At 51.4% G+C, this 25,310-nt stretch carries 22 protein-coding genes and 1 pseudogene; 6 read left to right on the forward strand and 17 right to left on the reverse strand.

Annotated features, from left to right (window positions below; all coding sequences use genetic code 11):
- Positions 1-22: 22 nt before the first annotated feature.
- The 8 genes from nanT to zapE form a co-directional block, all read right to left on the reverse strand.
- The gene (gene nanT / locus LG381_RS01615) at positions 23-1,513 is read right to left on the reverse strand and encodes a sialic acid transporter NanT (RefSeq protein ID WP_000108483.1); all 1,491 of its coding nucleotides are present in this window, start codon (positions 1,511-1,513) and stop codon (positions 23-25) included.
- Between the two features lie 107 nt (positions 1,514-1,620).
- A complete protein-coding gene (nanA, locus tag LG381_RS01620; RefSeq protein ID WP_000224714.1) occupies positions 1,621-2,514 on the reverse strand; it encodes an N-acetylneuraminate lyase in 894 nt (297 codons plus the stop codon).
- 123 nt (positions 2,515-2,637) lie between these two features.
- Entirely contained in the window at positions 2,638-3,420 is a 783-nt protein-coding gene (gene nanR, locus LG381_RS01625) for a transcriptional regulator NanR (protein ID WP_225761949.1), read from the reverse strand.
- Between the two features lie 117 nt (positions 3,421-3,537).
- Positions 3,538-4,035 (reverse strand): ClpXP protease specificity-enhancing factor, encoded by a 498-nt coding sequence (sspB, locus tag LG381_RS01630; RefSeq protein ID WP_000366123.1) that lies wholly within the window; start codon positions 4,033-4,035, stop codon positions 3,538-3,540.
- Between the two features lie 5 nt (positions 4,036-4,040).
- The gene (sspA, locus tag LG381_RS01635) at positions 4,041-4,679 is read right to left on the reverse strand and encodes a stringent starvation protein SspA (RefSeq protein ID WP_000257293.1); all 639 of its coding nucleotides are present in this window, start codon (positions 4,677-4,679) and stop codon (positions 4,041-4,043) included.
- A 394-nt stretch (positions 4,680-5,073) separates the two neighbouring features.
- Positions 5,074-5,466, reverse strand: a complete 393-nt coding sequence (rpsI, locus tag LG381_RS01640) for a 30S ribosomal protein S9 (RefSeq protein ID WP_000829818.1) — start codon at positions 5,464-5,466, stop codon at positions 5,074-5,076.
- Between the two features lie 15 nt (positions 5,467-5,481).
- Complete coding sequence (gene rplM / locus LG381_RS01645) at positions 5,482-5,910, reverse strand: 50S ribosomal protein L13 (protein WP_001517180.1); 429 nt, start codon at positions 5,908-5,910, stop codon at positions 5,482-5,484.
- A gap of 218 nt (positions 5,911-6,128) precedes the next feature.
- Positions 6,129-7,256 carry a cell division protein ZapE gene (gene zapE, locus LG381_RS01650; RefSeq protein ID WP_225761950.1) on the reverse strand — a complete coding sequence of 376 codons (1,128 nt, stop codon included), beginning with the start codon at positions 7,254-7,256 and terminating at the stop codon, positions 6,129-6,131.
- A 193-nt stretch (positions 7,257-7,449) separates the two neighbouring features.
- Here zapE and zapG point away from each other — a divergent pair, with 193 nt between their 5' ends.
- From zapG to degS, 3 genes are all read left to right on the forward strand, one after another.
- Entirely contained in the window at positions 7,450-7,848 is a 399-nt protein-coding gene (gene zapG, locus LG381_RS01655; protein ID WP_010345273.1) for a Z-ring associated protein ZapG, read from the forward strand.
- 155 nt (positions 7,849-8,003) lie between these two features.
- Positions 8,004-9,371 carry a serine endoprotease DegQ gene (gene degQ / locus LG381_RS01660; RefSeq protein WP_000745039.1) on the forward strand — a complete coding sequence of 456 codons (1,368 nt, stop codon included), beginning with the start codon at positions 8,004-8,006 and terminating at the stop codon, positions 9,369-9,371.
- A gap of 89 nt (positions 9,372-9,460) precedes the next feature.
- Positions 9,461-10,528 carry an outer membrane-stress sensor serine endopeptidase DegS gene (gene degS / locus LG381_RS01665; protein ID WP_000497715.1) on the forward strand — a complete coding sequence of 356 codons (1,068 nt, stop codon included), beginning with the start codon at positions 9,461-9,463 and terminating at the stop codon, positions 10,526-10,528.
- 62 nt (positions 10,529-10,590) lie between these two features.
- On the opposite strand, the gene mdh is transcribed toward degS, so the two are convergent.
- Positions 10,591-11,529, reverse strand: coding sequence for a malate dehydrogenase (mdh, locus tag LG381_RS01670; RefSeq protein WP_001295272.1), 939 nt, complete (start codon positions 11,527-11,529; stop codon positions 10,591-10,593).
- 434 nt (positions 11,530-11,963) lie between these two features.
- On the opposite strand from mdh, the gene argR reads away from it, so the two are divergent.
- On the forward strand, positions 11,964-12,434 hold the full coding sequence (gene argR, locus LG381_RS01675) for a transcriptional regulator ArgR (RefSeq protein ID WP_001257843.1): 471 nt from the start codon (positions 11,964-11,966) through the stop codon (positions 12,432-12,434).
- 364 nt (positions 12,435-12,798) lie between these two features.
- Positions 12,799-13,062 (forward strand): peroxide/acid stress response protein YhcN, encoded by a 264-nt coding sequence (gene yhcN / locus LG381_RS01680; RefSeq protein WP_010345287.1) that lies wholly within the window; start codon positions 12,799-12,801, stop codon positions 13,060-13,062.
- 55 nt (positions 13,063-13,117) lie between these two features.
- On the opposite strand, the gene LG381_RS01685 is transcribed toward yhcN, so the two are convergent.
- From LG381_RS01685 to aaeX, 4 genes and pseudogenes are all read right to left on the reverse strand, one after another.
- A complete protein-coding gene (locus LG381_RS01685; protein WP_001029011.1) occupies positions 13,118-13,390 on the reverse strand; it encodes a barstar family protein in 273 nt (90 codons plus the stop codon).
- Positions 13,391-13,481: 91 nt separating this feature from the next.
- Positions 13,482-15,448: pseudogene (aaeB, locus tag LG381_RS01690) on the reverse strand (p-hydroxybenzoic acid efflux pump subunit AaeB).
- Positions 15,449-15,453: 5 nt separating this feature from the next.
- Positions 15,454-16,386, reverse strand: a complete 933-nt coding sequence (aaeA, locus tag LG381_RS01695) for a p-hydroxybenzoic acid efflux pump subunit AaeA (protein ID WP_000854026.1) — start codon at positions 16,384-16,386, stop codon at positions 15,454-15,456.
- 7 nt (positions 16,387-16,393) lie between these two features.
- Entirely contained in the window at positions 16,394-16,597 is a 204-nt protein-coding gene (aaeX, locus tag LG381_RS01700; RefSeq protein WP_000051841.1) for a p-hydroxybenzoic acid efflux pump operon protein AaeX, read from the reverse strand.
- A gap of 182 nt (positions 16,598-16,779) precedes the next feature.
- Between aaeX and aaeR the strand changes: the two genes are divergently transcribed.
- Complete coding sequence (aaeR, locus tag LG381_RS01705; protein ID WP_000440317.1) at positions 16,780-17,709, forward strand: HTH-type transcriptional activator AaeR; 930 nt, start codon at positions 16,780-16,782, stop codon at positions 17,707-17,709.
- Between the two features lie 73 nt (positions 17,710-17,782).
- Here the strand turns inward: aaeR and tldD are convergent, their stop codons facing one another.
- The 4 genes from tldD to yhdE form a co-directional block, all read right to left on the reverse strand.
- The gene (gene tldD, locus LG381_RS01710; RefSeq protein ID WP_000055925.1) at positions 17,783-19,228 is read right to left on the reverse strand and encodes a metalloprotease TldD; all 1,446 of its coding nucleotides are present in this window, start codon (positions 19,226-19,228) and stop codon (positions 17,783-17,785) included.
- A 155-nt stretch (positions 19,229-19,383) separates the two neighbouring features.
- Positions 19,384-23,184, reverse strand: a complete 3,801-nt coding sequence (gene yhdP, locus LG381_RS01715) for an AsmA2 domain-containing protein YhdP (protein WP_225761951.1) — start codon at positions 23,182-23,184, stop codon at positions 19,384-19,386.
- Between the two features lie 67 nt (positions 23,185-23,251).
- A complete protein-coding gene (gene rng / locus LG381_RS01720; protein WP_000123197.1) occupies positions 23,252-24,721 on the reverse strand; it encodes a ribonuclease G in 1,470 nt (489 codons plus the stop codon).
- Positions 24,711-25,304, reverse strand: a complete 594-nt coding sequence (gene yhdE, locus LG381_RS01725) for a nucleoside triphosphate pyrophosphatase YhdE (RefSeq protein ID WP_000203083.1) — start codon at positions 25,302-25,304, stop codon at positions 24,711-24,713. The genes rng and yhdE overlap by 11 nt, the downstream gene beginning before the upstream one ends.
- Between the last annotated feature and the right edge of the window lie 6 nt (positions 25,305-25,310).

The raw sequence follows: 25,310 nt of genomic DNA on the forward strand, positions 1-25,310 counted from the left end.
GTACAGAGACCGGGTTACAGAATTAACTTTTGGTTTTGACTAAATCGTTTTTGGCGCTGCCAAACGGCACGGCACCGCTAAATGGTTTGCCGTCGATAGCGTCATGAGTACGTAACGCTTCCGGGCGCAGCCAACGCTGAACGCGGGATGGCATATCCAGACCAATCAGCAAGATCACCACGAACGTCAGACTGAACGAGAGCGATCCCAGCGCAGTGCCCAGATCCAGACGTTGAGCGATCAACGCGCCGAGGATTGGAGCCAGTGCGCCGCCAAGTGCGCCGACGTTGTAGGTAAAGCCCAGCCCCGCTGCACGCTGGTCGGTATCGAAATAACCGCCGATCAGTTTCGGTAAGATCCCGGAGATGCCCTGACCAAGCATTTGCTGGAAGAACAGTAACAGACCGAGTACCCAGACGTTTGCGCCGCCAATCGCAAATACCGGAATAATCAGCAATTGTGAAGCTAACAGGCTACAAACGTAGGCTTTGCGCGTTCCCAGCCAGTCACCGAGGAAGCCACCGACGCAGCAACCCACCGCCGCACCAAAACCACTAAAGAACAACACATTGGCGACCGTATGTGGGTTATAAGCCAGCTCAGTTTTCAGATACGTCGGCAGCAGCGCCTGAATCGGCCATGAGTAGAGGAAAGCAAACAACACAACCACCATCAGCATCACACCGGTTGGCCAGCGTTTGCCCGTACTCTGTACCATAAAGCTGATAAAAATTGCGGCGCATAACAGCCCAAGAACAGCGACGATTGCGGCATTTTGCAGGTTGCCGGCAAAGCAGAACCACAGCGCAGTAGCTGCCGCCAGTGTCATCACGATATTGGCGATGCGATGTTCACCACGGTAAAGAATATCCACCATTGTGCGTACCGGTGCTTTACCCCCGTGTTTCTCTTTCCAGTCTTCCGCTTCCGGGATATTTTTACGCAGCCAGAGAGCAAAGATGATCGGTAAGATGCCGATAAAGAACAGTGCACGCCAGCCCCAGATCGGAACCACCAGGCTGTAAACCTGAGCGGCAACGACAGCACCCACAGAGAAGCCGGAAATCAGAAAACCACTGGCTTTGTTACGTAGGTGTTTTGGCCAGCTTTCAATGACATAGGTGGCGCTGGAACCGTATTCTCCTGCCATCCCCATGCCGATCACCAGACGAGCGATAAACATAGTGATGTAGCCTGGCGCAAAGCCACAAGCCAGCGTCCCGACCGAGAAGAGAACGATACTGGTGACCATTGCCAGACGACGCCCGTAACGATCCCCCATAGCCCCAAGCATCAAGCCGCCGAACCAGCGTGAGATAAAGGCTGCGGAGATCAGACTTGCCGCCTGCACCGTCGTCAGCCCAAATTCACCTTGTACTTCGGTGAGTACCAGGGCAATTAAAACGAAATCAAAACCATCAAGTAGATATCCCAACCAGGCAGCGGAAAATGCTCGCCATTGTGCGCGGTTGAGATGGCGATACCACGGGATATTCTGGGTTGTAGTACTCATTGTGAGTCTCCCGCGATGGGCGTTGCCCACACGCTTTGGTATGAAAGTTGTAGGGTACAGATGCGTTTATTTCCCCTCACCCGGTAGGGGCGAGTGAGGGGAAAAACTCACCCGCGCTCTTGCATCAACTGCTGAGCCAGCGCCTTCAGTTCTGGCAGATATTTTTCATCCACCGGACCAAACGGTTTGCGGCACAGCGGAACGGACACCACATCCATATAGTGAAGAACTGTTTTCAGGCCACGGAATACGCCTGTTTTAATCAGCAAATCAATGACTTTGTTGCACTCGGTTTGCAGTTTCTGCGCGGTTTGAATATCGCCCTCTTTCAACGCCTTAACGATGCCCTGATAACGCCAGCCCATGATGTTGTAGGTACTACCGATACCACCATCAGCGCCCGCCAGCAGGCCGGAAGCAAAGATTTCGTCGTAACCGTTGTAGAGCACCAGATCAGGATGTTCACGACGGATCTGCTCCATCTGATAGAGATCGCCAGAGGTCTGTTTCAGCGCCCCGACACCCGGCAACGTAACCAGAGTGTTGATCTGATCCAGGGTCAGTTTAACGCCGCTTAACGCCGGAATGTTGTACACCACCATCGGCAAACCATCCGCTGAATCAATGATTGCCCGATAGTGATCGCAGTGTTCTTCAAAGCTGAAAGGATAGTAGAACGGCGTAACGGCAGAGACGGCATCAAAGCCATAACGTTTAGCGGATGCCGCAAGTTGTTGGCTTTCAGCAGTGCTGACGCAACCTACGTGAGCGATTAATTTAATCTTGCCTTTCGCCTCTTCCGCGACGATTTCCAGTACCTGTTCACGCTCGGAAAGGCTCTGCACAAAGGCTTCGCCGGTTGAACCACCTACGTATAAACCGTCGATGCCCTGCTGAATATTGAACTGAACCAGGCGGCGCAGACTCGCTTTATCCAGTGCTTGTTGTTGGTCAAAAGGAGTCAGGAGTGCGGCCATTACGCCACGTAAATTTGTTGCCATAAATACCTCTGAAGTGATGCTTGCCTGTTAAAAACGATATACCTTTATACCTGTTATACCAGATCAAATAAGCAACACATCATACAGAACGCTTATAATGCGATCTGCTTCACTAAAGTGGCATTATTTTTTTTTGTTAGTGGTTTGACCGAAGGCGTGCCAGGTGGCAGAAACGCTGTTGAGGTGCGATTGCAATGCGCGATCGGCTTCATCGGGATCGTGACGACGGATCGCATCAACGATCGCAATATGCTGCTGATAACTAACGTTGTTATGCTCGTGCAGCGCCTGATCGGCGACTGTCGGACGGGCGGCGATCAGCCAGTCGAGCAGAGCAACGTGGATCGCCATAAAGATCGGGTTCCCAGGGATCTCTGCCAGCACACGGTGGAAATCAACATCTGAACGAATAAACGCGGCGTTGTTATCCAGCGACTGACTGTTGATTTCCAGTGCTTTGGCCAGCAAATCAATTTGTTCATCGGTGGCATATTCAGCCGCATAGCGCACCAGGCTGGACTCAAAGAACAGACGTAACTGTTCGAAATGGGCTATCCCACCAGGATGGGAAAGAAAATCTTTTGCCATGCCGGAAAGCTCGCCGATGATGGTGTCCGCAGAAGGACGCGAGACACGAGCGCGTTCACCATTATTAATTTGTACCAGACCTTTGCGCTTTAACGCCGCCAACGCTTCACGTACCGAAGGACGCCCAACGTTAAAGAACGCCATAAGTTCGCGTTCAGATGGCAGTTGCTCACCTTCGCCAAATTCACGACGGCGGATCATCTGCTCCAGCTCTTCCTCCACCATTTCGGAGAGTTTTTTGCGCGCCAGTGGACGACGACGCAAGTTACGACCGATAGTAGCCGGAGAATCTTCTGCTTGCGGATCAAATGCGTTCATAGAGCTCTTTCTGGGAAAATATGTTGACGGATAATAGCGAAGTTATCGTAACACAGTATTAAAATCAGGCGAAAAGAAGGTAGATAGCAAAACAGGCCACATGGGCCTGTTTATCATTTATTTCACAACCCGCAATGCCGGGCGTCCACCGCGTGGAGGCTGTGGCGGTTCATCGTCAGGATGATGGTCATCATCGTGATCGGGCTTATCGCCGTCAATGACCGACATAACGGTTTCATTATCTGCCGACGCTTCATCATCATTCATGATACTGGCATCTTCATCGTAGGCAGCTTCAGGCTCGAACATTGTTCCTGCGCCATTTTCGCGGGCGTAGATAGCCAGCACGGCAGCCAGCGGTACTGAAACCTGACGCGGAATGCCACCAAAGCGCGCGTTAAAACGCACTTCATCATTCGCCAGTTCCAGATTGCCAACCGCACGCGGCGCAATGTTGAGTACGATTTGCCCATCACGTGCATATTCCATAGGAACCTGCACGCCAGGGAGCGTCACATCCACCACCAGGTGCGGCGTGAGCTGGTTATCCAGCAACCACTCATAGAATGCACGCAGCAGATAGGGACGACGTGGTGTTAGCTGTGACAAATCCATACAGATTAACTCCGGCCCAGACGCATTTCACGTTCTGCTTCAGTTAAAGAAGCAAGGAAAGAGTCACGCTCAAAGACGCGGGTCATATAGCCTTTCAGCTCTTTCGCACCCGGGCCGCTAAACTCGATGCCCAGTTGCGGCAGACGCCACAGCAGCGGAGCAAGGTAGCAATCGACCAGGCTGAACTCATCGCTCAGGAAGTACGGCTTCTGACCGAAGACCGGCGCAATCGCCAGCAGTTCTTCGCGCAGTTGCTTACGTGCGGCATCGGCTTCAGAGGCTGAACCGTTGATGATGGTGTTCATCAGCGTGTACCAGTCTTTTTCGATACGGTGCATGTACAGACGGCTTTCACCGCGAGCTACCGGGTAAACAGGCATCAGTGGCGGATGCGGGAAACGCTCATCCAGATATTCCATAATGATGCGAGATTCCCACAGGGTCAGTTCACGATCCACCAGGGTCGGAACGCTCTGATTCGGGTTGAGGTCAATCAGATCCTGAGGCGGATTGTCCTTTTCCACGTGTTCGATCTCGAAACTTACACCTTTCTCAGCCAGCACAATGCGGACCTGATGGCTATAGATGTCAGTAGGACCGGAAAACAGCGTCATTACCGAACGTTTGTTGGCAGCGACAGCCATGAAAACCTCCAGGTATAGTCAGAATTTTTACTGCTACCAGCCACCAGGTGGCCAGTCAGAAGTTATGTTACCCAGTAAGGAACGACTCTCTTTGTTCGAAAATCAAACAAAAAATGAGCAATACCCGACATTTGGGCAGAAAATTGGATGATAGTTTACCAGATTTTGCGACCTTTGTGGTAAGTCGATACCAGAAATGGGGAAAAAGAGATGCGCTTTAGTCTGAAATGGTTGACTTAATCCCTTATCGGCGATGTTGTTTTTGTTTTACCTGCCTGTCAGGCGGTAGCAAAAAGCACCTTTCCATTTTTACGCTGATTCAGATTTTAGCCATAAAAAAACCCGCCGAAGCGGGTTTTTTTCGCAAATTGTATTCTGCCGGAGCAGAAAGCAATTAACGTTTGGAGAACTGCGGACGACGACGTGCTTTACGCAGACCGACTTTCTTACGTTCAACCTGACGAGCGTCACGAGTAACGAAGCCAGCTTTACGCAGTTCAGAACGCAGGGACTCGTCGTACTCCATCAGAGCGCGGGTGATACCGTGACGGATCGCACCAGCCTGACCAGAGATACCACCACCTTTAACGGTGATGTACAGATCCAGTTTCTCAACCATGTCGACCAGTTCCAGCGGCTGACGAACTACCATGCGGGCAGTTTCACGACCGAAGTACTGTTCCAGAGAACGTTGGTTGATAACGATTTTGCCGTTGCCCGGTTTGATGAAAACGCGAGCTGCGGAACTTTTGCGGCGACCAGTGCCGTAGTATTGATTTTCAGCCATTGCCTATAATCCCGATTAGATGTCAAGAACTTGCGGTTGCTGTGCCGCGTGGTTGTGCTCGTTACCCGCGTAAACTTTCAGTTTACGGAACATAGCACGACCCAGCGGGCCTTTTGGCAACATGCCTTTAACCGCGATTTCAATCACACGCTCAGGACGGCGAGCAATCATCTCTTCAAAGGTCGCTTGTTTGATACCACCGATGTGACCGGTGTGATGATAGTACACTTTGTCAGTACGCTTGTTGCCGGTTACAGCAACTTTGTCAGCGTTCAGAACGATGATGTAATCACCAGTATCTACGTGCGGAGTGTATTCCGCTTTATGCTTACCGCGCAGGCGCAGAGCCAGTTCGGAAGCCAGACGGCCCAGAGTTTTACCGGTCGCGTCAACAACATACCAGTCGCGTTTTACGGTTTCTGGTTTAGCTGTAAAAGTTTTCATTAAAAGCTTACCCAATAAATAGTTACACGTTGGTGAACACCCAAACGTCTTCAATTGTTGAGGTTCACACGACAAAGTCCGGCAAACCTACCCCTTCGAATAGCCTATGCCAGCACACAAAAAGTTTTGGGAAAAAAACTTTCTTGTAACGTGGGGTCGCAAGATTATAGAGAAGTCGGGGTCAAAGATCGACCCCTTTTTGTGATTTGTGACAGGTTTTAACCCGCCAAATGCTCGCGCTGCAAATACTCTTCGCTTTGCATCTCTTGCAGACGTGACAGGCAACGCTGGAACTCAAACTTCAGCCGCTCGCCCTGATAAATCTCATACAAAGGTACTTCCGCGCTCACCACCAGCTTGACATGGCGCTCGTAAAATTCATCCACCAGCGCAATGAAACGCCGCGCTTCACTCTCCATCAACCGCGTCATGACGGGCACATCAAACAACATCACCGTGTGAAACAGACGTGAGAGCGCAATATAGTCATGCTGGCTGCGGGCATCAACGCACAGCGTGGTAAATGACACCGCCAGCGTCTGGTTTTCTACGCCCATCGTCGCCAGCGGTCGATGATTGATTTCCAGCGTAGGGGCTTGTTCTCGTTTTGCACCTGCCAGCGCCAGCCACAGCTTATCCATCTGCTCACGCGTTTCATCATTAAGCGGCGACAGCCACAGATGCGCCTGAGTAAGGGTACGCAGCCGATAATCAACACCGGCGTCCACGTTCATAACATCACAATACTGTTTAATGGCATCAATTGCAGGAAGAAAACGCGCACGTTGCAGGCCATTGCGATAAAGCTCATCCGGTGGAATATTTGACGTCGCCACCAGCGTTATGCCGCGAGCAAACAATGCTTTCATCAGGCCACCCAGCAGCATGGCGTCGGTAATATCAGAAACAAAAAATTCGTCAAAACAGAGCACGTCAGTTTCGGCTTTAAAGCGATCGGCAATAATTTCCAGCGGATCGCTCTGCCCTTGCAATGCGGTTAATTCTTCATGCACCCGCAGCATAAAACGGTGAAAATGCAGCCGCTGTTTTCGCTCTCCCGGCAAGCTTTGATAGAAAAGATCCATCAACCAGGTTTTTCCACGCCCTACACCGCCCCACATATATAAGCCACGCACCGGCGCGTTGCTTGTATCTTCGCGCTTACCCCACAGCTTACCGACCCGTGCCATTAGCCCGCTAGCCCTGGCGACTGGCGGCGTGCTGTTGATTAATTCCTGGTAGATAATCTCCAGCCGACTGACGGCCTCTTTTTGTACGTCGTCGGGTTGATGGCTGCCTTCATTGAGCGCCTTCAGGTATTGCGATGTTGGGGTAACGCTTTGCATGATGTTCTTGTTATTCCTTGAATAATCGGTGTGCCGTTGTTCACGGTTGACGAAAAAAAGGCCGTTCTACACTACGCGATATGCAGTCGGGATTCCACTTCTGTGGAATTAACGGTTATAGTGGCATAATCAGCCGCAGGCATGGAGCCTGAAGCCAACACCCTACGGAAACAAAAGACAACGGGAGATGTTCATGACCTGGGAATATGCGCTAATTGGGTTAGTCGTCGGCATCATTATTGGTGCTGTGGCCATGCGTTTTGGTAATCGTAAACTGCGCCAGCAACAGGCGTTGCAGTACGAACTTGAAAAAAATAAAGCTGAACTGGACGAGTATCGCGAAGAGCTGGTTAACCACTTTGCCCGCAGCGCGGAATTACTGGATACTATGGCGCACGACTATCGCCAGCTGTATCAACACATGGCGAAAAGCTCCAGCAGCCTGCTGCCGGAACTGTCTGCTGAAGCCAACCCGTTCCGCAATCGTCTGGCAGAATCTGAAGCCAGCAACGATCAGGCTCCGGTGCAGATGCCGCGTGACTATTCTGAAGGCGCATCCGGCCTGTTACGTACCGGCGCGAAGCGCGACTAATTTATTTTGCGGGCGCAGCCATTGCGCCCTCCTCTTCTCTTCTTCCCCCGACTATCATTTAATCTGGTGTCTCATTGTTTACCATCTGAAAATTCAATAACATCAAACTGTTTTGAATCTCTTTTTCTTATCATTCAGGTACGAGAGCAGGAATAATGAAAAAGCAAACCCAGCTGTTGAGTGCATTAGCGTTAAGTGTCGGGTTAACTCTCTCGGCGCCGTTTCAGGCCATCGCATCGATTCCCGGCCAGGTTGCCGGTCAAGCGCCACTGCCCAGTCTTGCGCCGATGCTGGAAAAAGTGCTTCCCGCAGTGGTCAGTGTTCGAGTCGAAGGAACCGCCAGCCAGGAGCAGAAAATTCCGGAAGAATTCAAAAAGTTTTTTGGTGATGATTTACCGGATCAGCCAGCGCAACCCTTCGAAGGTTTAGGTTCCGGCGTCATAATCAATGCCAATAAAGGTTATGTGCTGACCAACAATCACGTCATTAATCAGGCACAGAAAATCAGTATTCAACTCAATGACGGGCGTGAGTTTGATGCGAAGCTGATTGGCGGTGATGAGCAGAGCGATATTGCCCTGTTGCAAATTCAGAATCCCGGCAAATTAACGCAAATTGCCATTGCCGACTCCGATAAACTGCGCGTCGGTGATTTTGCCGTCGCGGTCGGCAACCCGTTTGGTCTTGGGCAAACCGCCACCTCCGGGATTGTTTCCGCATTAGGCCGCAGCGGGTTAAATCTCGAAGGTCTGGAAAACTTTATTCAGACCGATGCCTCTATTAACCGTGGTAACTCCGGCGGTGCACTGTTAAACCTTAATGGTGAATTAATTGGCATCAACACCGCAATCCTTGCCCCGGGCGGCGGTAGCGTAGGAATTGGTTTTGCCATTCCGAGTAATATGGCGCGTACCCTGGCGCAGCAACTTATCGACTTTGGTGAAATCAAACGCGGCCTGTTAGGCATTAAAGGCACCGAAATGAGTGCCGATATCGCCAAAGCATTTAATTTAGACGTTCAGCGCGGCGCGTTTGTCAGCGAAGTGCTGCCAGGTTCTGGCTCGGCAAAAGCAGGCGTGAAAGCAGGCGATATTATTACCAGTCTCAACGGCAAACCGCTGAATAGCTTTGCTGAGTTGCGTTCTCGTATCGCGACCACCGAGCCGGGCACGAAAGTGAAACTCGGCCTGCTGCGTAACGGCAAACCGCTGGAAGTAGAAGTGACGCTCGATACCAGCACCTCATCGTCAGCCAGTGCCGAGATGATCACACCTGCGCTGGAAGGCGCGACGTTGAGTGACGGTCAGCTAAAAGATGGCGGCAAAGGTATTAAGATCGATGAGGTTGTCAAAGGAAGCCCCGCCGCTCAGGCTGGCTTGCAAAAAGATGATGTGATCATTGGCGTCAACCGCGATCGGGTGAATTCGATCGCTGAAATGCGCAAAGTGCTGGCGACAAAACCGGCCATCATCGCCCTGCAGATCGTACGTGGCAATGAGAGCATTTACCTGCTAATGCGTTAATGTCGTAAACCGGGCATCAGGCTGACGTGTGATGTCCGGTTAACTCGTGGTATGCTGCTGCCGTTCCCTTTTTTAATGACGCCTCCATCATGTTTGTGAAGCTCTTACGTTCCGTTGCGATTGGATTAATTGTCGGCGCTATTCTGCTGGTTGCCATGCCTTCGCTGCGCAGCATTAACCCGCTTTCCACACCGCAATTCGACAGTACCGATGAGACGCCTGCCAGCTATAATCTGGCGGTTCGCCGCGCCGCGCCAGCGGTAGTCAACGTTTATAACCGTGGTTTGAACACCGCCTCACACAACCAGCTTGAGATCCGTACACTGGGATCTGGCGTGATCATGGATCAACGCGGTTATATCATCACCAATAAACACGTGATCAACGACGCCGATCAGATCATCGTCGCCTTACAGGATGGTCGTGTTTTTGAAGCATTACTGGTGGGATCTGACTCTCTAACCGATCTGGCGGTGCTTAAAATTAATGCCACTGGTGGTTTACCCACTATTCCTATCAATTCACGACGCGTACCGCACATTGGCGATGTGGTGCTGGCGATCGGTAACCCGTATAACCTTGGGCAGACCATTACCCAGGGCATTATCAGTGCCACAGGTCGAATCGGCCTGAACCCGACCGGGCGGCAAAACTTCCTGCAAACCGATGCTTCCATTAACCACGGTAACTCCGGCGGCGCGCTGGTGAACTCGCTGGGAGAACTGATGGGTATCAACACGCTGTCGTTTGATAAGAGTAACGATGGCGAAACGCCGGAAGGTATCGGCTTTGCGATTCCTTTCCAGTTAGCAACCAAAATTATGGATAAGCTGATCCGCGATGGTCGCGTGATCCGTGGATACATTGGCATTGGTGGACGAGAAATCGCACCTTTGCACGCGCAGGGCGGCGGCATCGATCAACTGCAAGGGATTGTGGTTAACGAAGTGTCACCTGATGGTCCGGCGGCTAACGCGGGTATCCAGGTCAACGATCTGATTATCTCGGTGGATAACAAACCAGCCATCTCCGCACTGGAGACGATGGATCAGGTTGCGGAAATCCGACCTGGCTCAGTGATCCCAGTTGTAGTGATGCGTGACGATAAACAGCTAACGTTGCAGGTCACCATTCAGGAATATCCAGCGACTAATTAAGTCGTGCGCTCAAAACAAAAAACCGGAGTCTGTGCTCCGGTTTTTTATTATCCGCTAATCAATTACTTATTAACGAATTCTTCGCCCAGGGCGATATCTTTCTTCAGCGTATCCAGCATACCTTCCAGCGCGTTCTGTTCAAATGCGCTCAGGGTGCCGATAGATTTACGCTCTTCCACGCCGTTTTTACCCAGCAGCAGCGGTTGAGAGAAGAAACGTGCGTACTGACCATCGCCTTCAACGTAGGCACATTCTACAACGCCTTGTTCGCCCTGCAGTGCGCGAACCAGAGACAGACCAAAACGTGCAGCGGCCTGGCCCATAGACAGGGTTGCAGACCCGCCACCGGCTTTCGCTTCAACCACTTCAGTACCCGCGTTCTGGATACGTTTGGTCAAATCAGCCACTTCTTGTTCGGTGAAGCTTACGCCAGGAACCTGAGACAGCAGCGGCAGAATGGTAACACCAGAGTGACCGCCAATAACCGGCACTTCAACTTCGCCCGGCTGTTTGCCTTTCAGTTCCGCAACAAAGGTGTTGGAACGAATGATATCCAGCGTGGTAACGCCGAACAGTTTGTTTTTGTCATAAACACCGGCTTTTTTCAGCACTTCTGCAGCGATAGCCACAGTGGTGTTCACCGGGTTAGTGATAATACCAATGCACGCTTTCGGGCAAGTTTTCGCAACTTGCTGTACCAGGTTTTTCACGATACCGGCGTTAACGTTAAACAGGTCAGAACGATCCATACCCGGTTTACGCGCAACACCTGCAGAAATAAGAACGACATCTGCGCCTTCCAGAGCAGGGGTCGCATCTTCACCAGAAAAACCTTTGATTTTCACAGCAGTAGGGATATGGCTCAGGTCGACGGCCACACCGGGAGTGACTGGAGCGATATCATACAGGGAGAGTTCTGAACCTGAAGGCAGTTGGGTTTTTAACAGTAGTGCAAGCGCCTGGCCGATACCACCAGCAGCGCCGAGGACTGCGACTTTCATCCTAAACTCCTTATTATATTGATAAACTAAGATATGTTGCTCCGCTGCCGCGACCTTAATCCACAAATTCCCTGTTTACAATGACCACTTCTCAAGAATGTGTAGTCACGCAAATTTGGCGTTTATGCATTTAATTGACGTAATCAGGGAGCTAACTTACGTAATTAACAGTCGCTTATGCATTAGGGCAACATTCCAACAGGTGGTGACAATATACCCTACCGTTCAGCCAAAACAACATCATTTTGATAACAATTAATTTACTTTTAAGCGAAATTTACATGCCGTGACGCAGGCATGTTTCTCAATAACGAAATTTGATAAAATCCCGCTCTTTCATAACATTATTTCAGCCTTCTCCAGGGCAGACTGTTTGCATAAAAATTCATCTGTATGCACAATAATGTTGTATCAACCACCATATCGGGTGACTTATGCGAAGCTCGGCTAAGCAAGAAGAATTAGTTAAAGCGTTTAAAGCGTTACTTAAAGAAGAGAAATTTAGCTCCCAGGGCGAAATTGTCGCCGCATTGCAGGAGCAAGGCTTTGACAATATTAACCAGTCTAAAGTCTCGCGGATGTTAACCAAGTTTGGTGCTGTACGTACCCGCAATGCCAAGATGGAAATGGTTTACTGCCTGCCAGCTGAACTGGGCGTACCAACCACCTCCAGTCCGCTGAAAAATCTGGTGCTGGATATCGACTACAATGACGCTGTTGTGGTGATTCATACCAGCCCTGGCGCGGCACAATTAATTGCGCGTCTGCTGGACTCTCTGGGCAAAGCAGAAGGTATTCTTGGCACCATTGCCGGTGATGACACCATCTTTACCACCCCTGCTAAAGGTTTTACCGTCAAAGACCTGTACGAAGCGATTTTAGAGCTGTTCGACCAGGAGCTTTAATCTCTACCCCGCCGCTTCTGGCGGCGGGAAAAATGCTGCATTTGCCTCTTATCCCCCTGCTTTCCCCTGTCATCTATTAACGAATAGTGCGCTTTGCTGCGACAAAACATTCACATATCGAATACATAGGGTAATAATCGCACATTATGCAAAAAACGATATCATATTGAAATTAATGACATTTATAATGGTGCCCTATGTTTTTAATTCCAATTTGTTATAAAAATTAATATTTTTAACACTTTAAATCCAATAGAAACAGTTAGCGTGGTATTAATTAGCTAAATAATTAGTGTATACTTGATTTTGTGATATGGGTCACGAAACAAAGGCCCAGCTAAAAGATTATGTCGAGGTAAAAATCATGAAAATCAAAACCACTGTTGCTGTATTAAGCGTACTTTCTGTTCTCTCTTTCGGTGCCTTCGCTGCCGATTCCATTAATGCTGCACAAGCGCAAAACCGTGAAGCTATCGGTACAGTGTCCGTCAGCGGGGTGGCGTCTTCACCGATGGATATGCGTGAAATGTTGAATAAAAAAGCGGAAGAAAAAGGCGCAACGGCCTACCAGATTACTGAAGCTCGTAGCGGTGACACCTGGCACGCTACGGCTGAACTGTACAAATAAACCCTCATCGTCTTGTCCGACGATATTGCCCCCGGTTCGGGGGCTTTTTTTTGCGCTAATGACGAACATTAAAACGCAAATGCCCTTCCAGCTCTTCCTCTGCCTCATCAAACAGCAATATTAACGCGCCAAAACGGCGACGCATTTTCTCTCCCAGATGAACGAATTCGATCTCCAGCGGTAGCGGCAGGACATCATTCATTAACACATCCCATAGAGAGTCGAGATCGCGTACCTTATCTTTCGCCAGGCCAAAGGTTTGGCTAAAGTCGCGATAAAAATCCTCCTGACTCTCAATCTCATCAAAATCAAATGTATAGATATTCATCTGTTGCCACCGTCACGTTTCGCGGCGAGTTCTGCCGTTCATCGCTAAGTATAGACATGAAAAAACCGACGCTTTTGGCGTCGGTTTTAACTTAACTATCGGTCAGCGCAGTTGATACTTATGGAGCATACCGGTAAGCCGATGCACCGGTTCCGTCACCTGCGGTGGCGCTTGCCAGATGCGTAGCTTTTCCTGGTAGATTTCCAGTTCTTCCAGCAACTGCCCAAAGTACCGACGACGTTTATCATCGCTACGGGCAGATATCACATGGTCTGCTGTGCGGCGCATTTGTCGGTGAAACGCCGATAAATCCTCGTTAACCGGGATCGGCGCATCACGCAGGCGCTGGTGCGCGATAATCATCGTCAGCGCCAGGCGAAATTTCGGCAAATCTCCGGGAAATTTATTCATCAGCAAAAACAACTGCTGATAAAGTGCCGGAAGATGGTTCTCTTTACGACGCGCGACATTGGTGGTCATCGCGGAAACAGCTGCTGAAACAAATTGATTAAGCAATACGCGTCCGGTTCTGTCGCGTGATTTATCCCGCACTAACAGAATAACAATAAACGCCAATACACAGCCAACGATTTGCCCTAATGCGCTGTCGAGAAACTGACTGAAATGGAACGTCATCGGGTTATCCAGCACGATAATATTGATGGTGCTGGCCAGCGCCCCCATTGAGCCTAGTCGCCGTTTCTGTACTTCAATGCCAAGGAAGAATCCCAGCACGGCAAGGCTGATACACAGCAGTAACATACTCTGTTGGGTATTTGGGATAATCACCAAAAAGTAGAGCAGCCCTAACGGCAACGCCGCCAGCGTCCCGTAGATAAAGTCGATCGCCACCATGCGTGGATTCGGCAAACGCATCGCCAGTGACGTCACTACCGCAATCATCACCATTGCGCCACTGCCGGAAGTCCAACCCGTCCACAGCCAGAAAAGCGTGCCCAGAATGCAGGAAAGTGTGGTTCGCCAGAAGTTAACCATCGCATGATGACGTTCGGCTGACTCAACTTTTACTTCCGGCTCGCCTTGCAGGATCTCTTCTTCGGTGGCGTTGATTTTTGTATTACTGATAACACCGCGTTTGAGCAATTGATAACGTGTTGCCGCCGCGACCCAGCTATAAATGGTGACAGGTGTTTCCCGTTCCCCGGTCCAGGCAATAACTCTTCGCAGGCGTTTGAGCTGCTTGTGGACGTCCTGCGCGGTTTCTACCGGCGTGTCAAAAAATTCGCGGAAAGTATCAGTGATCAATTCCGGGCGCGAATTCTGAATCAAATAGGTTTCGCAGGACTGGGTAATCAGCGTCAGCGATAGCGTATTAATCGCTTTTAAACGTCGATTAGCTCGCGCCCAACGGGAAGATTCCATATTCAGGTTGCTGCGCATACCTTGTAGCGCCGTGGTGCGTCGAACCAGGTCGCCCCAGGCCTTATCGACAACTTCACCATCGCCATGCTTGATACAGAGTTGCATTAATTGATATTGCGCGACCAACAAACTTTCCAGCTCTCGATCCACTTCTTGTTTGATCGATCGCGGAGAAAAGAGCAGATCCGCCATAATCGCACACACAATACCGATAACGATCTCACTACAACGTTCGACGGCAAACTGCGGCGTCAGCAACGGTTCCGGCTGAATGGTGATCACAATGATCAGCGCGGTATAACCAGCCAGTCCCCACGCATAGGAGTTTTCTATTCGTACCAGTGAAGAAATCCAGGTACAAAAACCGGCCCAGATACAGCACACCAGAATCATCAGCAAAGGGGCGCGGATCATCGCAATAATGATCACCAGCCCGGCAATACAGCCGATAAATGTGCCGATGATGCGTAAAAAGCCACGATAGCGTATCGCGCCAGAATACGGTTCGCCACCTGCTGCAAAGGCCGGGCCGGCGGCAACAATCGCCGCTGTCAGTACCGCCCAGCGTGGCGTTTCCAGCTGAAAGTGAAAGCCAACAAACAGCGCCAGCACAATGGCGGTCGCCAGTTTTACCGCAAAGCGAATATGTTGGTTAGCAATGGAGAAAATACCCATCGTGATTAACCAAACTCACGCAGGCGATGAGCCATTTTACGGAAGAACGAATCCTGGCTTTCGTCACGATCCTGTTTGCCAGTGACCACCACCGTCGCGGTGGTGCCCGCAGGCCAGATGTTCTCTTGCTGATTATCGAGACGAATACGTACCGGAACTCGTTGCGCCAGACGCACCCACTCCAGGTTAGAGTCGATAGTCGCCATTCCTTTATCATCGCGCGTACTGCTGGCGTTGGTGACCCCGGCAGCGACGCTATCAACCGTACCTTTCAGCACTTTGTTGCTGCCAAGCGGCGTGATCTCTGCGCGATACCCAGGGCGCACCCCTTCCAGCTTGGTTTCTTCCATATAGGCCAGCACATAGAAGGAGTTCTGTTTCACCAGCGCAACCGCCGTTGAGCCACGGGTAATAAACTCACCGGTATAGACGTTGAGATTGGTCACCCAGCCATCCGCCGGTGCGCGGATCACTGTGCGTTCAAGATCCAGTTTTGCCAGATCGCGGGTCGCCTGCGCTTTCGCTAACTGATGCAGAACCGTTTGTAGTACGTTGTTGGCCTGGTCTATCTCTTCGCGTGACATCGCCTGTATGCCGAGACGGTTACGACGTCCGGCCTCCTGGCGTTTCTCCTGTGCCAGCACCTGATAATAAGCAACATCGGCTTGCGCTTCCTCGAGCGCCTTTTGATAGCGTGGCTGGTCGATGGTGAACAGTACCTGTCCTTTTTTCACCAGCTGGTTATCATGAACATTTACCTGAGTAATGAGTCCGGATACGTCCGGCGCGATCGCAACGACGTCGGCGCTAAAGCGTGCGTCACGCGTCCACGGGGATTCGGTGTAATAGACCCAGGCATTAAAAATTGCGATGAAGGCCAGAATGACTAATACGACCGTGATGGCCGTACGGGAGAATTTTCTTATTAGTGTTTTCACTTCAACCTCAAACGAACAGTCGCGATATCAAATAAAACAAGCAGCAATAGAGCGCGGTGTTGAACAACGCCGGATGCCAGACAAAGTCGTAGATACCTGTTGGCACAAGTACCCGGCGCACCAGCCAGAAAATCGCCAGTGATAAAAGCAATTCGAAAAATATCGGTGGGAAGGACAGCCCAAATACCACGATAACGGGAAACAGACTCATGTTGACCTTGGTTGTATAGAGAGAGCAGGCGTTATTATTTTCAGCATCTGTCGCCGCAGAGAAGGGCATGGAAAGCCGGGCGAGAGCAACATTGCTGTAGATTGATATTTAATATATTAGCGTAACTGTTATGCTGTTATCTATATTATGTGATCTAAATCACTTTTAAGTCAGAGTGAATAATGGAACGACTAAAACGCATGTCGGTGTTTGCCAAAGTAGTTGAATTTGGCTCTTTTACCGCCGCCGCCAGACAGTTACAGATGAGCGTTTCGTCCATCAGTCAGACAGTGTCAAAACTGGAAGATGAGTTGCAGGTAAAGCTGTTAAACCGTAGCACACGCAGCATTGGCCTGACCGAAGCCGGTAGAATTTACTACCAGGGCTGCCGTCGGATGCTTCATGAAGTGCAGGATGTTCATGAGCAACTGTATGCCTTCAATAACACCCCCATCGGGACGCTGCGCATTGGCTGTTCTTCAACTATGGCACAAAATGTTCTCGCCGGGCTGACAGCAAAAATGCTGAAAGAATACCCAGGTTTGAGCGTCAATCTGGTTACCGGAATTCCTGCCCCCGACCTGATTGCCGACGGTCTGGATGTGGTGATCCGCGTCGGCGCGTTGCAGGATTCCAGCCTGTTTTCCCGCCGTCTGGGCGCGATGCCAATGGTGGTGTGCGCAGCTAAAAGCTATCTCACACAATACGGCATACCGGAAAAACCCGCCGATTTAAGTAGTCATTCATGGCTTGAATACAGCGTACGACCCGACAATGAATTTGAACTGATCGCACCGGAAGGGATCTCAACACGACTGATCCCGCAAGGACGGTTTGTCACAAATGATCCGATGACGCTGGTGCGCTGGCTGACGGCAGGCGCCGGCATCGCCTACGTGCCGCTGATGTGGGTGATCAACGAGATCAATCGCGGGGAACTGGAGATCCTGCTGCCGCGTTACCAGTCAGATCCACGCCCGGTTTATGCGTTATATACCGAAAAAGATAAGCTGCCACTGAAGGTGCAGGTCGTGATCAACTCACTGACAGATTATTTTGTTGAGGTCGGTAAGCTGTTTCAGGAGATGCACGGGCGCGGGAAAGAAAAGTAATTTATGTGCGTAAGTCGGTAAGCACCACATCCGGCAACCAATACCTGATGCGACGCTTACCGGCCTGGATAGATTACGCAGTACCGCCAACGGTCAGGTTATCGACTTTAAGCGTCGGCTGACCCACGCCAACCGGCAAACTCTGCCCTTCTTTGCCGCAGACACCCACGCCGTTATCCAGTTTCAGGTCGTTGCCAACCATCGAAATCTGCTGCATGGTTTCGATACCGGAACCAATCAACGTTGCGCCTTTCACCGGCTTCGTTACTTTACCGTTTTCAATCAGATATGCTTCTGAAGTGGAGAAAACGAATTTGCCGGAGGTGATATCCACCTGACCGCCACCAAAATTCGGCGCATAGATGCCGTACTCAACGGATTCAATAATTTCCTGCGGGGTCGATTTACCCGGCAGCATGTAAGTGTTGGTCATACGCGGCATTGGCAGGTGAGCGTACGATTCACGGCGACCATTGCCAGTCGGCTTCATACCCATTAAGCGCGCGTTGAGTTTATCCTGCATGTAACCTTTCAGGATGCCGTTCTCAATCAGCACATTGTACTGACCTGGCGTACCTTCATCATCAATCGCTACCGAACCACGGCGATCAACCATCGTGCCGTCATCAACCACGGTACACAGTTCAGAAGCCACCAGCTCCCCGACCTGTCCACTAAAGACTGAAGTACCACGGCGGTTGAAGTCGCCTTCCAGGCCATGACCGACCGCTTCATGCAACAGCACGCCGGGCCAGCCAGCGCCGAGAACTACCGGCATGGTGCCCGCAGGTGCGGCAACAGCAGAAAGATTGACCAGCGCCATACGCACGGCTTCTTTTGCCCATGCATCCGCACGGACTTCGCCATCGAGATCGGCAAGGAAGAACTCATAACCAAAACGACCGCCGCCGCCACTGGCGCCGCGTTCGCGTTTGCCATCTTCTTCGACCAGAACGCTCACAGAAAGACGCACCAGCGGACGGACGTCTGCCGCCAGCGTGCCGTCAGTTGCCGCAACCAGAATTAATTCATAGACGCCACTGAGGCTGGCAGTCACTTCCTGTACGCGCTTGTCCGCTTCGCGAGCAACCTTATCGACACGACGCAGGATATCCAGCTTCTCTTCACGGCTCATGCTTTGCAGCGGGTCAACCGAGGTATACAGCGGGCTATGCTCTACCGCGCCCAGCGTCTGTACTTTGCCATCGCCGTTGTCACGCACAATGGTACGCGCCGCTTGCGCACTCTGTTCCAGCGCCAGCAGGCTGATTTGGTCAGCGTAAGCAAATCCGGTTTTTTCACCGCTGATTGCACGCACGCCAACGCCCTGATCGATGTTGTAAGAACCATCTTTAATAATGCGGTCTTCTAAAACCCAGGATTCGTGATAGCTCGACTGAAAATAGAGATCGCCATAATCAAGGCGACGTTCGGTCAGTTGACCGAGGATCGCGAACAAGTCCTGATGTTTCAGGCCGTTCGCCGCTAGCAATTGTTCACTTACCAGGTTCAGACTCATCGTTTTTGCTACTCGTTAGTTACTGCGGTAGAGGATTTTTTACGGCTGCCGGATGCGGCGTGAACGCCTTATCCGGCCTACGGTTATGTTCCGGCTCGTTGGCCTTTGGCAACGATTATCATATGAGATTGGGGCAATTACGCGCCCTCGTCAAATCATTGCGCTTTTTCTTTACGCGGTTGGCGCAACACTTCGTTGATTTGCGGATCGTCCAGCGGACCCGAAATGTGATAACGCAAAATGGAAACTTTGCTCCACAGCGGCCCCAGCACTTTACTGGCGGCAAATACTGCCGCGCCGACAATGGGGTTAACCGCAAAGGCCGCAGCCACGCCCACTGTCGCAGAAATCTCTGGTGCGACAACCGCTTCCATATTCAGATCGCGACGCACCAGATTTACCGACCCTTTCATGGCGATATCCGCTTCCAGGCCATCCACCAGCGTGTCATCGGTGTGCATAACGCCGTCTTTAATCCACGCGGTGCTGCGAATGGAGTCAAAATAGAACCCTTCGCCAAAAGTGTCTCTGAAATCAAAACGCAGCTTACGCATCAGGGCATCAACGCTCAATAAGCGCAGCAATTGCCCGGCATGTCCGGTGCTGATTTCGGTAATTTCGCCTTTGCCCAGTTGGGTATGAATGATGCCATTCAACGTCGCTTCATCCGGCAGCCACGGTGCTTTACGCCAGTGTAAATCGTAATCCACATTAAATGACGACTGGCGTATTGGCGTCGTGACACCAAAAAATTCTGCGGCGGCATCAATTTTCTGACCGCGCAGTTTTCCTTTCAGCGAGGTGCGTTCATTCCCCGGATTGTTAACCCATTCACCATCGGCAGTGAGTCGCGAGAAACCAGTATCAATCAGTCCATTGGTCAGCGTTAACGTATCGCCAGAAATGGTGATATCACTGTCAATGCGACCGAATTTTTGCCCCCAGAACCAGCACTCTGTGCATCGTATTTGTGCGTCCGGCCAGCCACGGAAGTTAATGCGCTCCGTTGTCGGGAAAGGTGATGACGGCGTTGAATCACCACGAGTTTTCGCCACGCTCGGGTTGTAATAAAGATATTTGATATTCGCCAGCCACGGCGCGTTATTACGCATCGCTAGCGTGGCGTTGATTTCACGCCCTTGCGCCTCCACCTGGGTGCCATTTGCCGTCGGTTGCGAAACAATACTCAGGTTATTCCATTGCTGATTTCCCAGTGACAACATAGGCGTACGTAACGTTATGTGTTGTGGGAAACTCGCTGCACCACCGACACTCTCCGCCGCGCCTTTCTGGAACAGGGCCAGCCACTCGGCACCATTCATCGGCGGCATATTGAGTTCAACGCCACTTTGTTCCGGCAACGGCGGGAGCGTTTTACTGTCTGCCGCCCAAATAGCACGATCGAGCGTCAGCTTTTGACCAAGCAACCAGCGGCTATTGAAATGGTTATCCGCACCAGCCTGTCCGGTTAACTCAAAGCTGTTGAGATTGCCATCAACCTTAACGTTTACCGCTAGTGGTTCACCCGCAGGTTTGGCTAACGGTGAAGGTAAGTGACTGCTCACATTCTTCAGATCGCCGTTCAGCTCTACGTTATAGGTCGCGCCAGCATGATAAGGCAGATCAATGCCCACTTTACCATCCCACGCCACGCTGCCACTTAATGCTTCGTTCACCGCTTCAGGCAGAACGCCGGTTTTCGCCGGTTGCCAGTTACCGTTGAGGTTTACCGCTACCTGGTAGGCTTTTGCCCCTTCTTTGGTGGAAAAATCCACGTTCAACGGCTGATTAAACCAGCTTGCTGTCAGTGGTTCACTTTGCAGATCGCCATTGATAAAGCTGAATTTACCGCTCAAATTTTTCAGGGTGCTGTCGAGTGGTTTGATAAACAGACTGTTATTACGCAGCGTCACTTCACCTTTCGCGGTTACCAGCTCGCCGTTCAGCGGGATATCAAGATGTAAGCGAGCATTCACATCGCCGTCGAGCTGGAGTTCTTGCAGGGTCGCACCCAGAGAATCTTTCAGCGGTGTCTCATCAAAGTAAGGGCCAACGGCTTTACCCGGACCTTTAATGTCAGCGTCAATCAGCAGTTTTTCTTTTGAGTAGTCAGGGATCACTGCTGTGAGATTACTCGCGCGCACGCCGCCCAGATTAACGCCATCGGTTTTCATCCATAAACCGTCGTTAATAAAGTCCAGTTCAATATCAAGGTTAGTTAATGCAGGCCAGTCCGGCTGGAAGGCAAACTTCGCGTTGCGCAGCGGCACCAGCACTTCAAACTGACCTTCGTTGTGTTTATAGGGGAAGAGTTGCGGATTGCCACCATAAACCAGCGTCGCGTTATCCGCTTCACCGCCCTGAATCGCGCCACTTAAGTAATCAACCAGGTCTTTACCCATCAAGTTTTCCGGGAAATAGCGCCAGGCTTGTGAACCATCATCGGTACTGATGCCAGCCAGAATACCCAGCCAGGGTTCATCGTTAGCAGGTTGCAGGTAACGAAAACCGCCGCGCGCATGGACGGCTTTGGCTTTAACGTCAATATTACGCCCATCCAGCTGGAAACCTTTGTCATTGTTCAGCCAGCTTATAGTTGCCTGGCCGTCGGCGATTTCCAGTGGCGCACGGAATACCGTTTCGTAAGGCATCTTTGCCTGCTTCATCGACGCAGTAAGCAAACCATTTTCAACGCTGCCGGAAAGCGTCCCGGAGAAGTGTTCCGCACCCGGTAATAATTTCCATTGCTTCCAGGCCAGATCGCTCCACGATGCCTGAAAACGGGTCTTGTCTGCCGCCTGAAGCGGGATATCCAGCGCCAGAGTGTTAATCTTGCCGCTCGGTTGTGTGGAGCGCCAAACATCACCCAGTGCAGGTGAAAGTTTCGCGGCCAGCGGGCGTATGCCCTCCAGGCCTGCCAGCTCCAGATTACTGGCGCGAATCCGGAGTTCGTCACTGCGTTTATTGTCTTTGCCGCCAACGTCCTGTTCCGGTATCCAGGCCAGCGTCAATGCTCCGCTCGGCCAGGGTTTGCCGTCCATCGTGATCCGTGTATCGGGAATAGAGAACTGCCAGCCCGGATTTTCACGCGTAATATGCGCGGTCAGATTATCCACCGACAGCGTATGCGTTTGCTTCTCGCCCAACCAGCTGGCACCGCCCTGTTTCAGCCAGACGTCACCGCCGGTTACATCGCCTTTGTCGATCGTCATCCAGCCTTCAAGGGAGAACTGTGCCGTTTCCAGCGCAATATTGTCCTGCATCCATTTACCGAGCCACGGCTTCAGGTCGATGTCATCCGCCTGGAGCCAGACGCGACCATTGCTTAACAACCCCTCATCATCGCGCAAATCCATGCGCACCTGCATCACGCCGTGCTGTCCGGTAAGGCTGGAGAGGCTTACCAGACCTTCCGCACGGTGTCGACGTGGATCGTTCAGCCAGGTGAGTTGTGGGATCGCCAGCTCGGCGCGCTGACCGGATGGCGTCAGGAAACTGACTTCACTGTCGCGGAGATCGAAATGGTCAAATTGACGAAGAAACAGATCGCTGATGTGACTGGCTTCCAGACTGTCATCACTACCACCGCTGGTGATAGGAGTGTTGGTGCGAAAACGCAGCTGCCAGAAAGTGAGGTCGCGAAACTGCCAGCGCATATGTAACAGGCTCTGCCAGACATCCAGCGCCAGAGTAACGCGTTTAACCGAAAATTCGCCGCCATCTTTTAGTTCTGCACGGATGTCGTGTGCTTCAAGCGTCGGGCCAAAATTCTGCCAGCTGGCTGAGAGCTGACTGGCTTCTACCGGCATGCCAGTCGCGGATTCTATTTTGTTGAGGATTTCCGGACGCCAGGCGTCAAGATGCGGTAAAGCAATACGCAGGCCGCTAACCAGCAGGGCAGCGATCACAACGAACGCGGCTCCAGTAAGCAGTAAAATCCCCGGCAATCGCCTCACCCGTCACTCCTTGTCTGCTAAAAATGTGACTCAAAAACCCTTTGCCGGATGGCGGCCCAGCATCTGTTTACATCATTACGACGTCAAACTGCTCCTGGTTATAGAGCGGTTCAATTTGTACTTTAACCTGTTTGCCAACGAAAATTTCCACTTCCGCCAGCGAGTGTGACTCTTCGCCTTTCAAGGCTTCAGCTACTGCCGGAGAAGCATAGACCAGGAAACGGTCGGAGTCGTAAGCATGGTGGACACGAACAATCTCGCGCATGATTTCATAGCATACGGTTTCCACGGTTTTAACCGTTCCGCGACCGTGACAGGTTGGGCATTCATTACACAGTACGTGCTCAATGCTTTCGCGGGTGCGTTTACGCGTCATCTCCACCAGCCCCAGCGCCGAAAAACCATTAACGCTGGTTTTCACCCGGTCTTTGCTCAACGCCTGTTCCAGCGAATGCAGTACGCGGCGACGGTGATCTTCATTATTCATGTCGATGAAATCAATAATGATAATCCCGCCCAGATTACGCAACCGTAACTGGCGAGCGATAGCCTGCGTCGCTTCAATATTGGTATTGAAGATGGTGTCGTCCAGATTGCGATGACCAACAAACGCCCCGGTATTGATGTCCACGGTGGTCATTGCTTCGGTCTGGTCGATAATCAAATAGCCGCCGGACTTCAGTTCTACTTTGCGTTCCAGCGCCCGCTGGATTTCGTTTTCGACATCAAAGAGATCGAAAATTGGCTGGCGTCCGGTGTAATGTTCCAGCTTACTGGTCATCTCGGGAATGTATTCCGAAGTGAACTCAAGCAACGCTTCGTAAGTCAGGCGCGAGTCAACGCGAATACGATCCAGCTCAGCGTCGGCGAAATCACGCAGAACACGCTGCGCCAGCGCCAGTTCGCCGTACAGTTGATAACGGGTCTGTGGACGCTTTTTACGTTCCATCACTTTGGTCCAGACGCGTTTCAGGTAGGCAGCATCGGAGGCCAGCTCCGCTTCGCCAACCCCTTCCGCCGCAGTACGGATGATAAATCCGCCCTGCTCGTCGCAATACTCTGCGACCACTTTTTTCAGGCGTTCACGTTCAGATTCACTTTCAATGCGTTGGGAAACCCCAACGTGAGAAGCCCCTGGCATAAACACCAGATAGCGAGACGGCAGCGTGATATCGGTGGTCAGACGCGCACCTTTGGTGCCAAGCGGATCTTTCACCACCTGCACCATCAGATCTTGTCCCTGACGCACCAGCTCCGAAATATCGCGCACCGTGAACTGCTTTTGTTCTTCACCCGCCACACATTCGGTGTGTGGCATGATGTCGGATGCATGAAGAAACGCGGCTTTATCCAGCCCAATATCTACAAAAGCCGCCTGCATACCCGGAAGTACACGACTTACACGACCCTTGTAGATATTGCCTACTATTCCGCGTCGCGCCTCACGTTCAATATGAATTTCCTGCAGAATACCGCCATCAATATACGCCACTCGTGTTTCCGAAGGCGTTACGTTTACCAACAATTCAGCCGTCATGTTTATCCCTTTTGTCACGCAGTGCGTTAAAATTACTTAATAATTCATACGTTTCAACCAGCGGTAAGCCGACTACGGCGTGATAGCTGCCATTTATCTTCCTGACAAAACAACCACCCAGCCCCTGAATACCGTATGCACCTGCTTTATCTAACGGTTCACCGCTGGCAACATAGCCCGCGATGTCTTCGTCTGTTAACGTTCTGAACGTCACATCGGTGACCACCAGACAATCGAGAATGTACTGGCTGTCTGCCAGCGCCACCGCCGTCATTACCTGATGAGTCTGTCCCGATAATTTGCGCAACATCTGCGCCGCATGTTCTGCATCGCGCGGTTTCTCTAACACTTCCCCATTCAGGACAACAATGGTATCCGCTCCCAGTACCGGGAGATCCTGCGCAGTATGAGCAACACCTGCTTGCGCTTTCTCACGCGCCAGACGCATAACATACTGCTGCGCGCTCTCCTGCGGATGGCGCTGTTCCTCAATGCCCGTAACAATACGTTCAAAGGTCACGCCAAGTTGCGCAAGTAACTCCTGACGACGCGGAGAACCGGAAGCTAAATACAGAGAAGTCATAGAAAC

It is taken from the genome of Escherichia sp. Marseille-Q3837, assembly GCF_916618735.1.
GTDB lineage: Bacteria > Pseudomonadota > Gammaproteobacteria > Enterobacterales > Enterobacteriaceae > Escherichia > Escherichia ruysiae.

Bases quoted from the DNA above. Each gene is read 5' to 3' on its own strand.
- nanT (WP_000108483.1), bottom strand. From the start codon at position 1,513: ATGAGTACTACAACCCAGAATATCCCGTGGTATCGCCATCTCAACCGC.
- nanA (WP_000224714.1), bottom strand. From the start codon at position 2,514: ATGGCAACAAATTTACGTGGCGTAATGGCCGCACTCCTGACTCCTTTT.
- nanR (WP_225761949.1), bottom strand. From the start codon at position 3,420: ATGAACGCATTTGATCCGCAAGCAGAAGATTCTCCGGCTACTATCGGT.
- sspB (WP_000366123.1), bottom strand. From the start codon at position 4,035: ATGGATTTGTCACAGCTAACACCACGTCGTCCCTATCTGCTGCGTGCA.
- sspA (WP_000257293.1), bottom strand. From the start codon at position 4,679: ATGGCTGTCGCTGCCAACAAACGTTCGGTAATGACGCTGTTTTCCGGT.
- rpsI (WP_000829818.1), bottom strand. From the start codon at position 5,466: ATGGCTGAAAATCAATACTACGGCACTGGTCGCCGCAAAAGTTCCGCA.
- rplM (WP_001517180.1), bottom strand. From the start codon at position 5,910: ATGAAAACTTTTACAGCTAAACCAGAAACCGTAAAACGCGACTGGTAT.
- zapE (WP_225761950.1), bottom strand. From the start codon at position 7,256: ATGCAAAGCGTTACCCCAACATCGCAATACCTGAAGGCGCTCAATGAA.
- zapG (WP_010345273.1), top strand. From the start codon at position 7,450: ATGACCTGGGAATATGCGCTAATTGGGTTAGTCGTCGGCATCATTATT.
- degQ (WP_000745039.1), top strand. From the start codon at position 8,004: ATGAAAAAGCAAACCCAGCTGTTGAGTGCATTAGCGTTAAGTGTCGGG.
- degS (WP_000497715.1), top strand. From the start codon at position 9,461: ATGTTTGTGAAGCTCTTACGTTCCGTTGCGATTGGATTAATTGTCGGC.
- mdh (WP_001295272.1), bottom strand. From the start codon at position 11,529: ATGAAAGTCGCAGTCCTCGGCGCTGCTGGTGGTATCGGCCAGGCGCTT.
- argR (WP_001257843.1), top strand. From the start codon at position 11,964: ATGCGAAGCTCGGCTAAGCAAGAAGAATTAGTTAAAGCGTTTAAAGCG.
- yhcN (WP_010345287.1), top strand. From the start codon at position 12,799: ATGAAAATCAAAACCACTGTTGCTGTATTAAGCGTACTTTCTGTTCTC.
- LG381_RS01685 (WP_001029011.1), bottom strand. From the start codon at position 13,390: ATGAATATCTATACATTTGATTTTGATGAGATTGAGAGTCAGGAGGAT.
- aaeX (WP_000051841.1), bottom strand. From the start codon at position 16,597: ATGAGTCTGTTTCCCGTTATCGTGGTATTTGGGCTGTCCTTCCCACCG.
- aaeR (WP_000440317.1), top strand. From the start codon at position 16,780: ATGGAACGACTAAAACGCATGTCGGTGTTTGCCAAAGTAGTTGAATTT.
- tldD (WP_000055925.1), bottom strand. From the start codon at position 19,228: ATGAGTCTGAACCTGGTAAGTGAACAATTGCTAGCGGCGAACGGCCTG.
- rng (WP_000123197.1), bottom strand. From the start codon at position 24,721: ATGACGGCTGAATTGTTGGTAAACGTAACGCCTTCGGAAACACGAGTG.
- yhdE (WP_000203083.1), bottom strand. From the start codon at position 25,304: ATGACTTCTCTGTATTTAGCTTCCGGTTCTCCGCGTCGTCAGGAGTTA.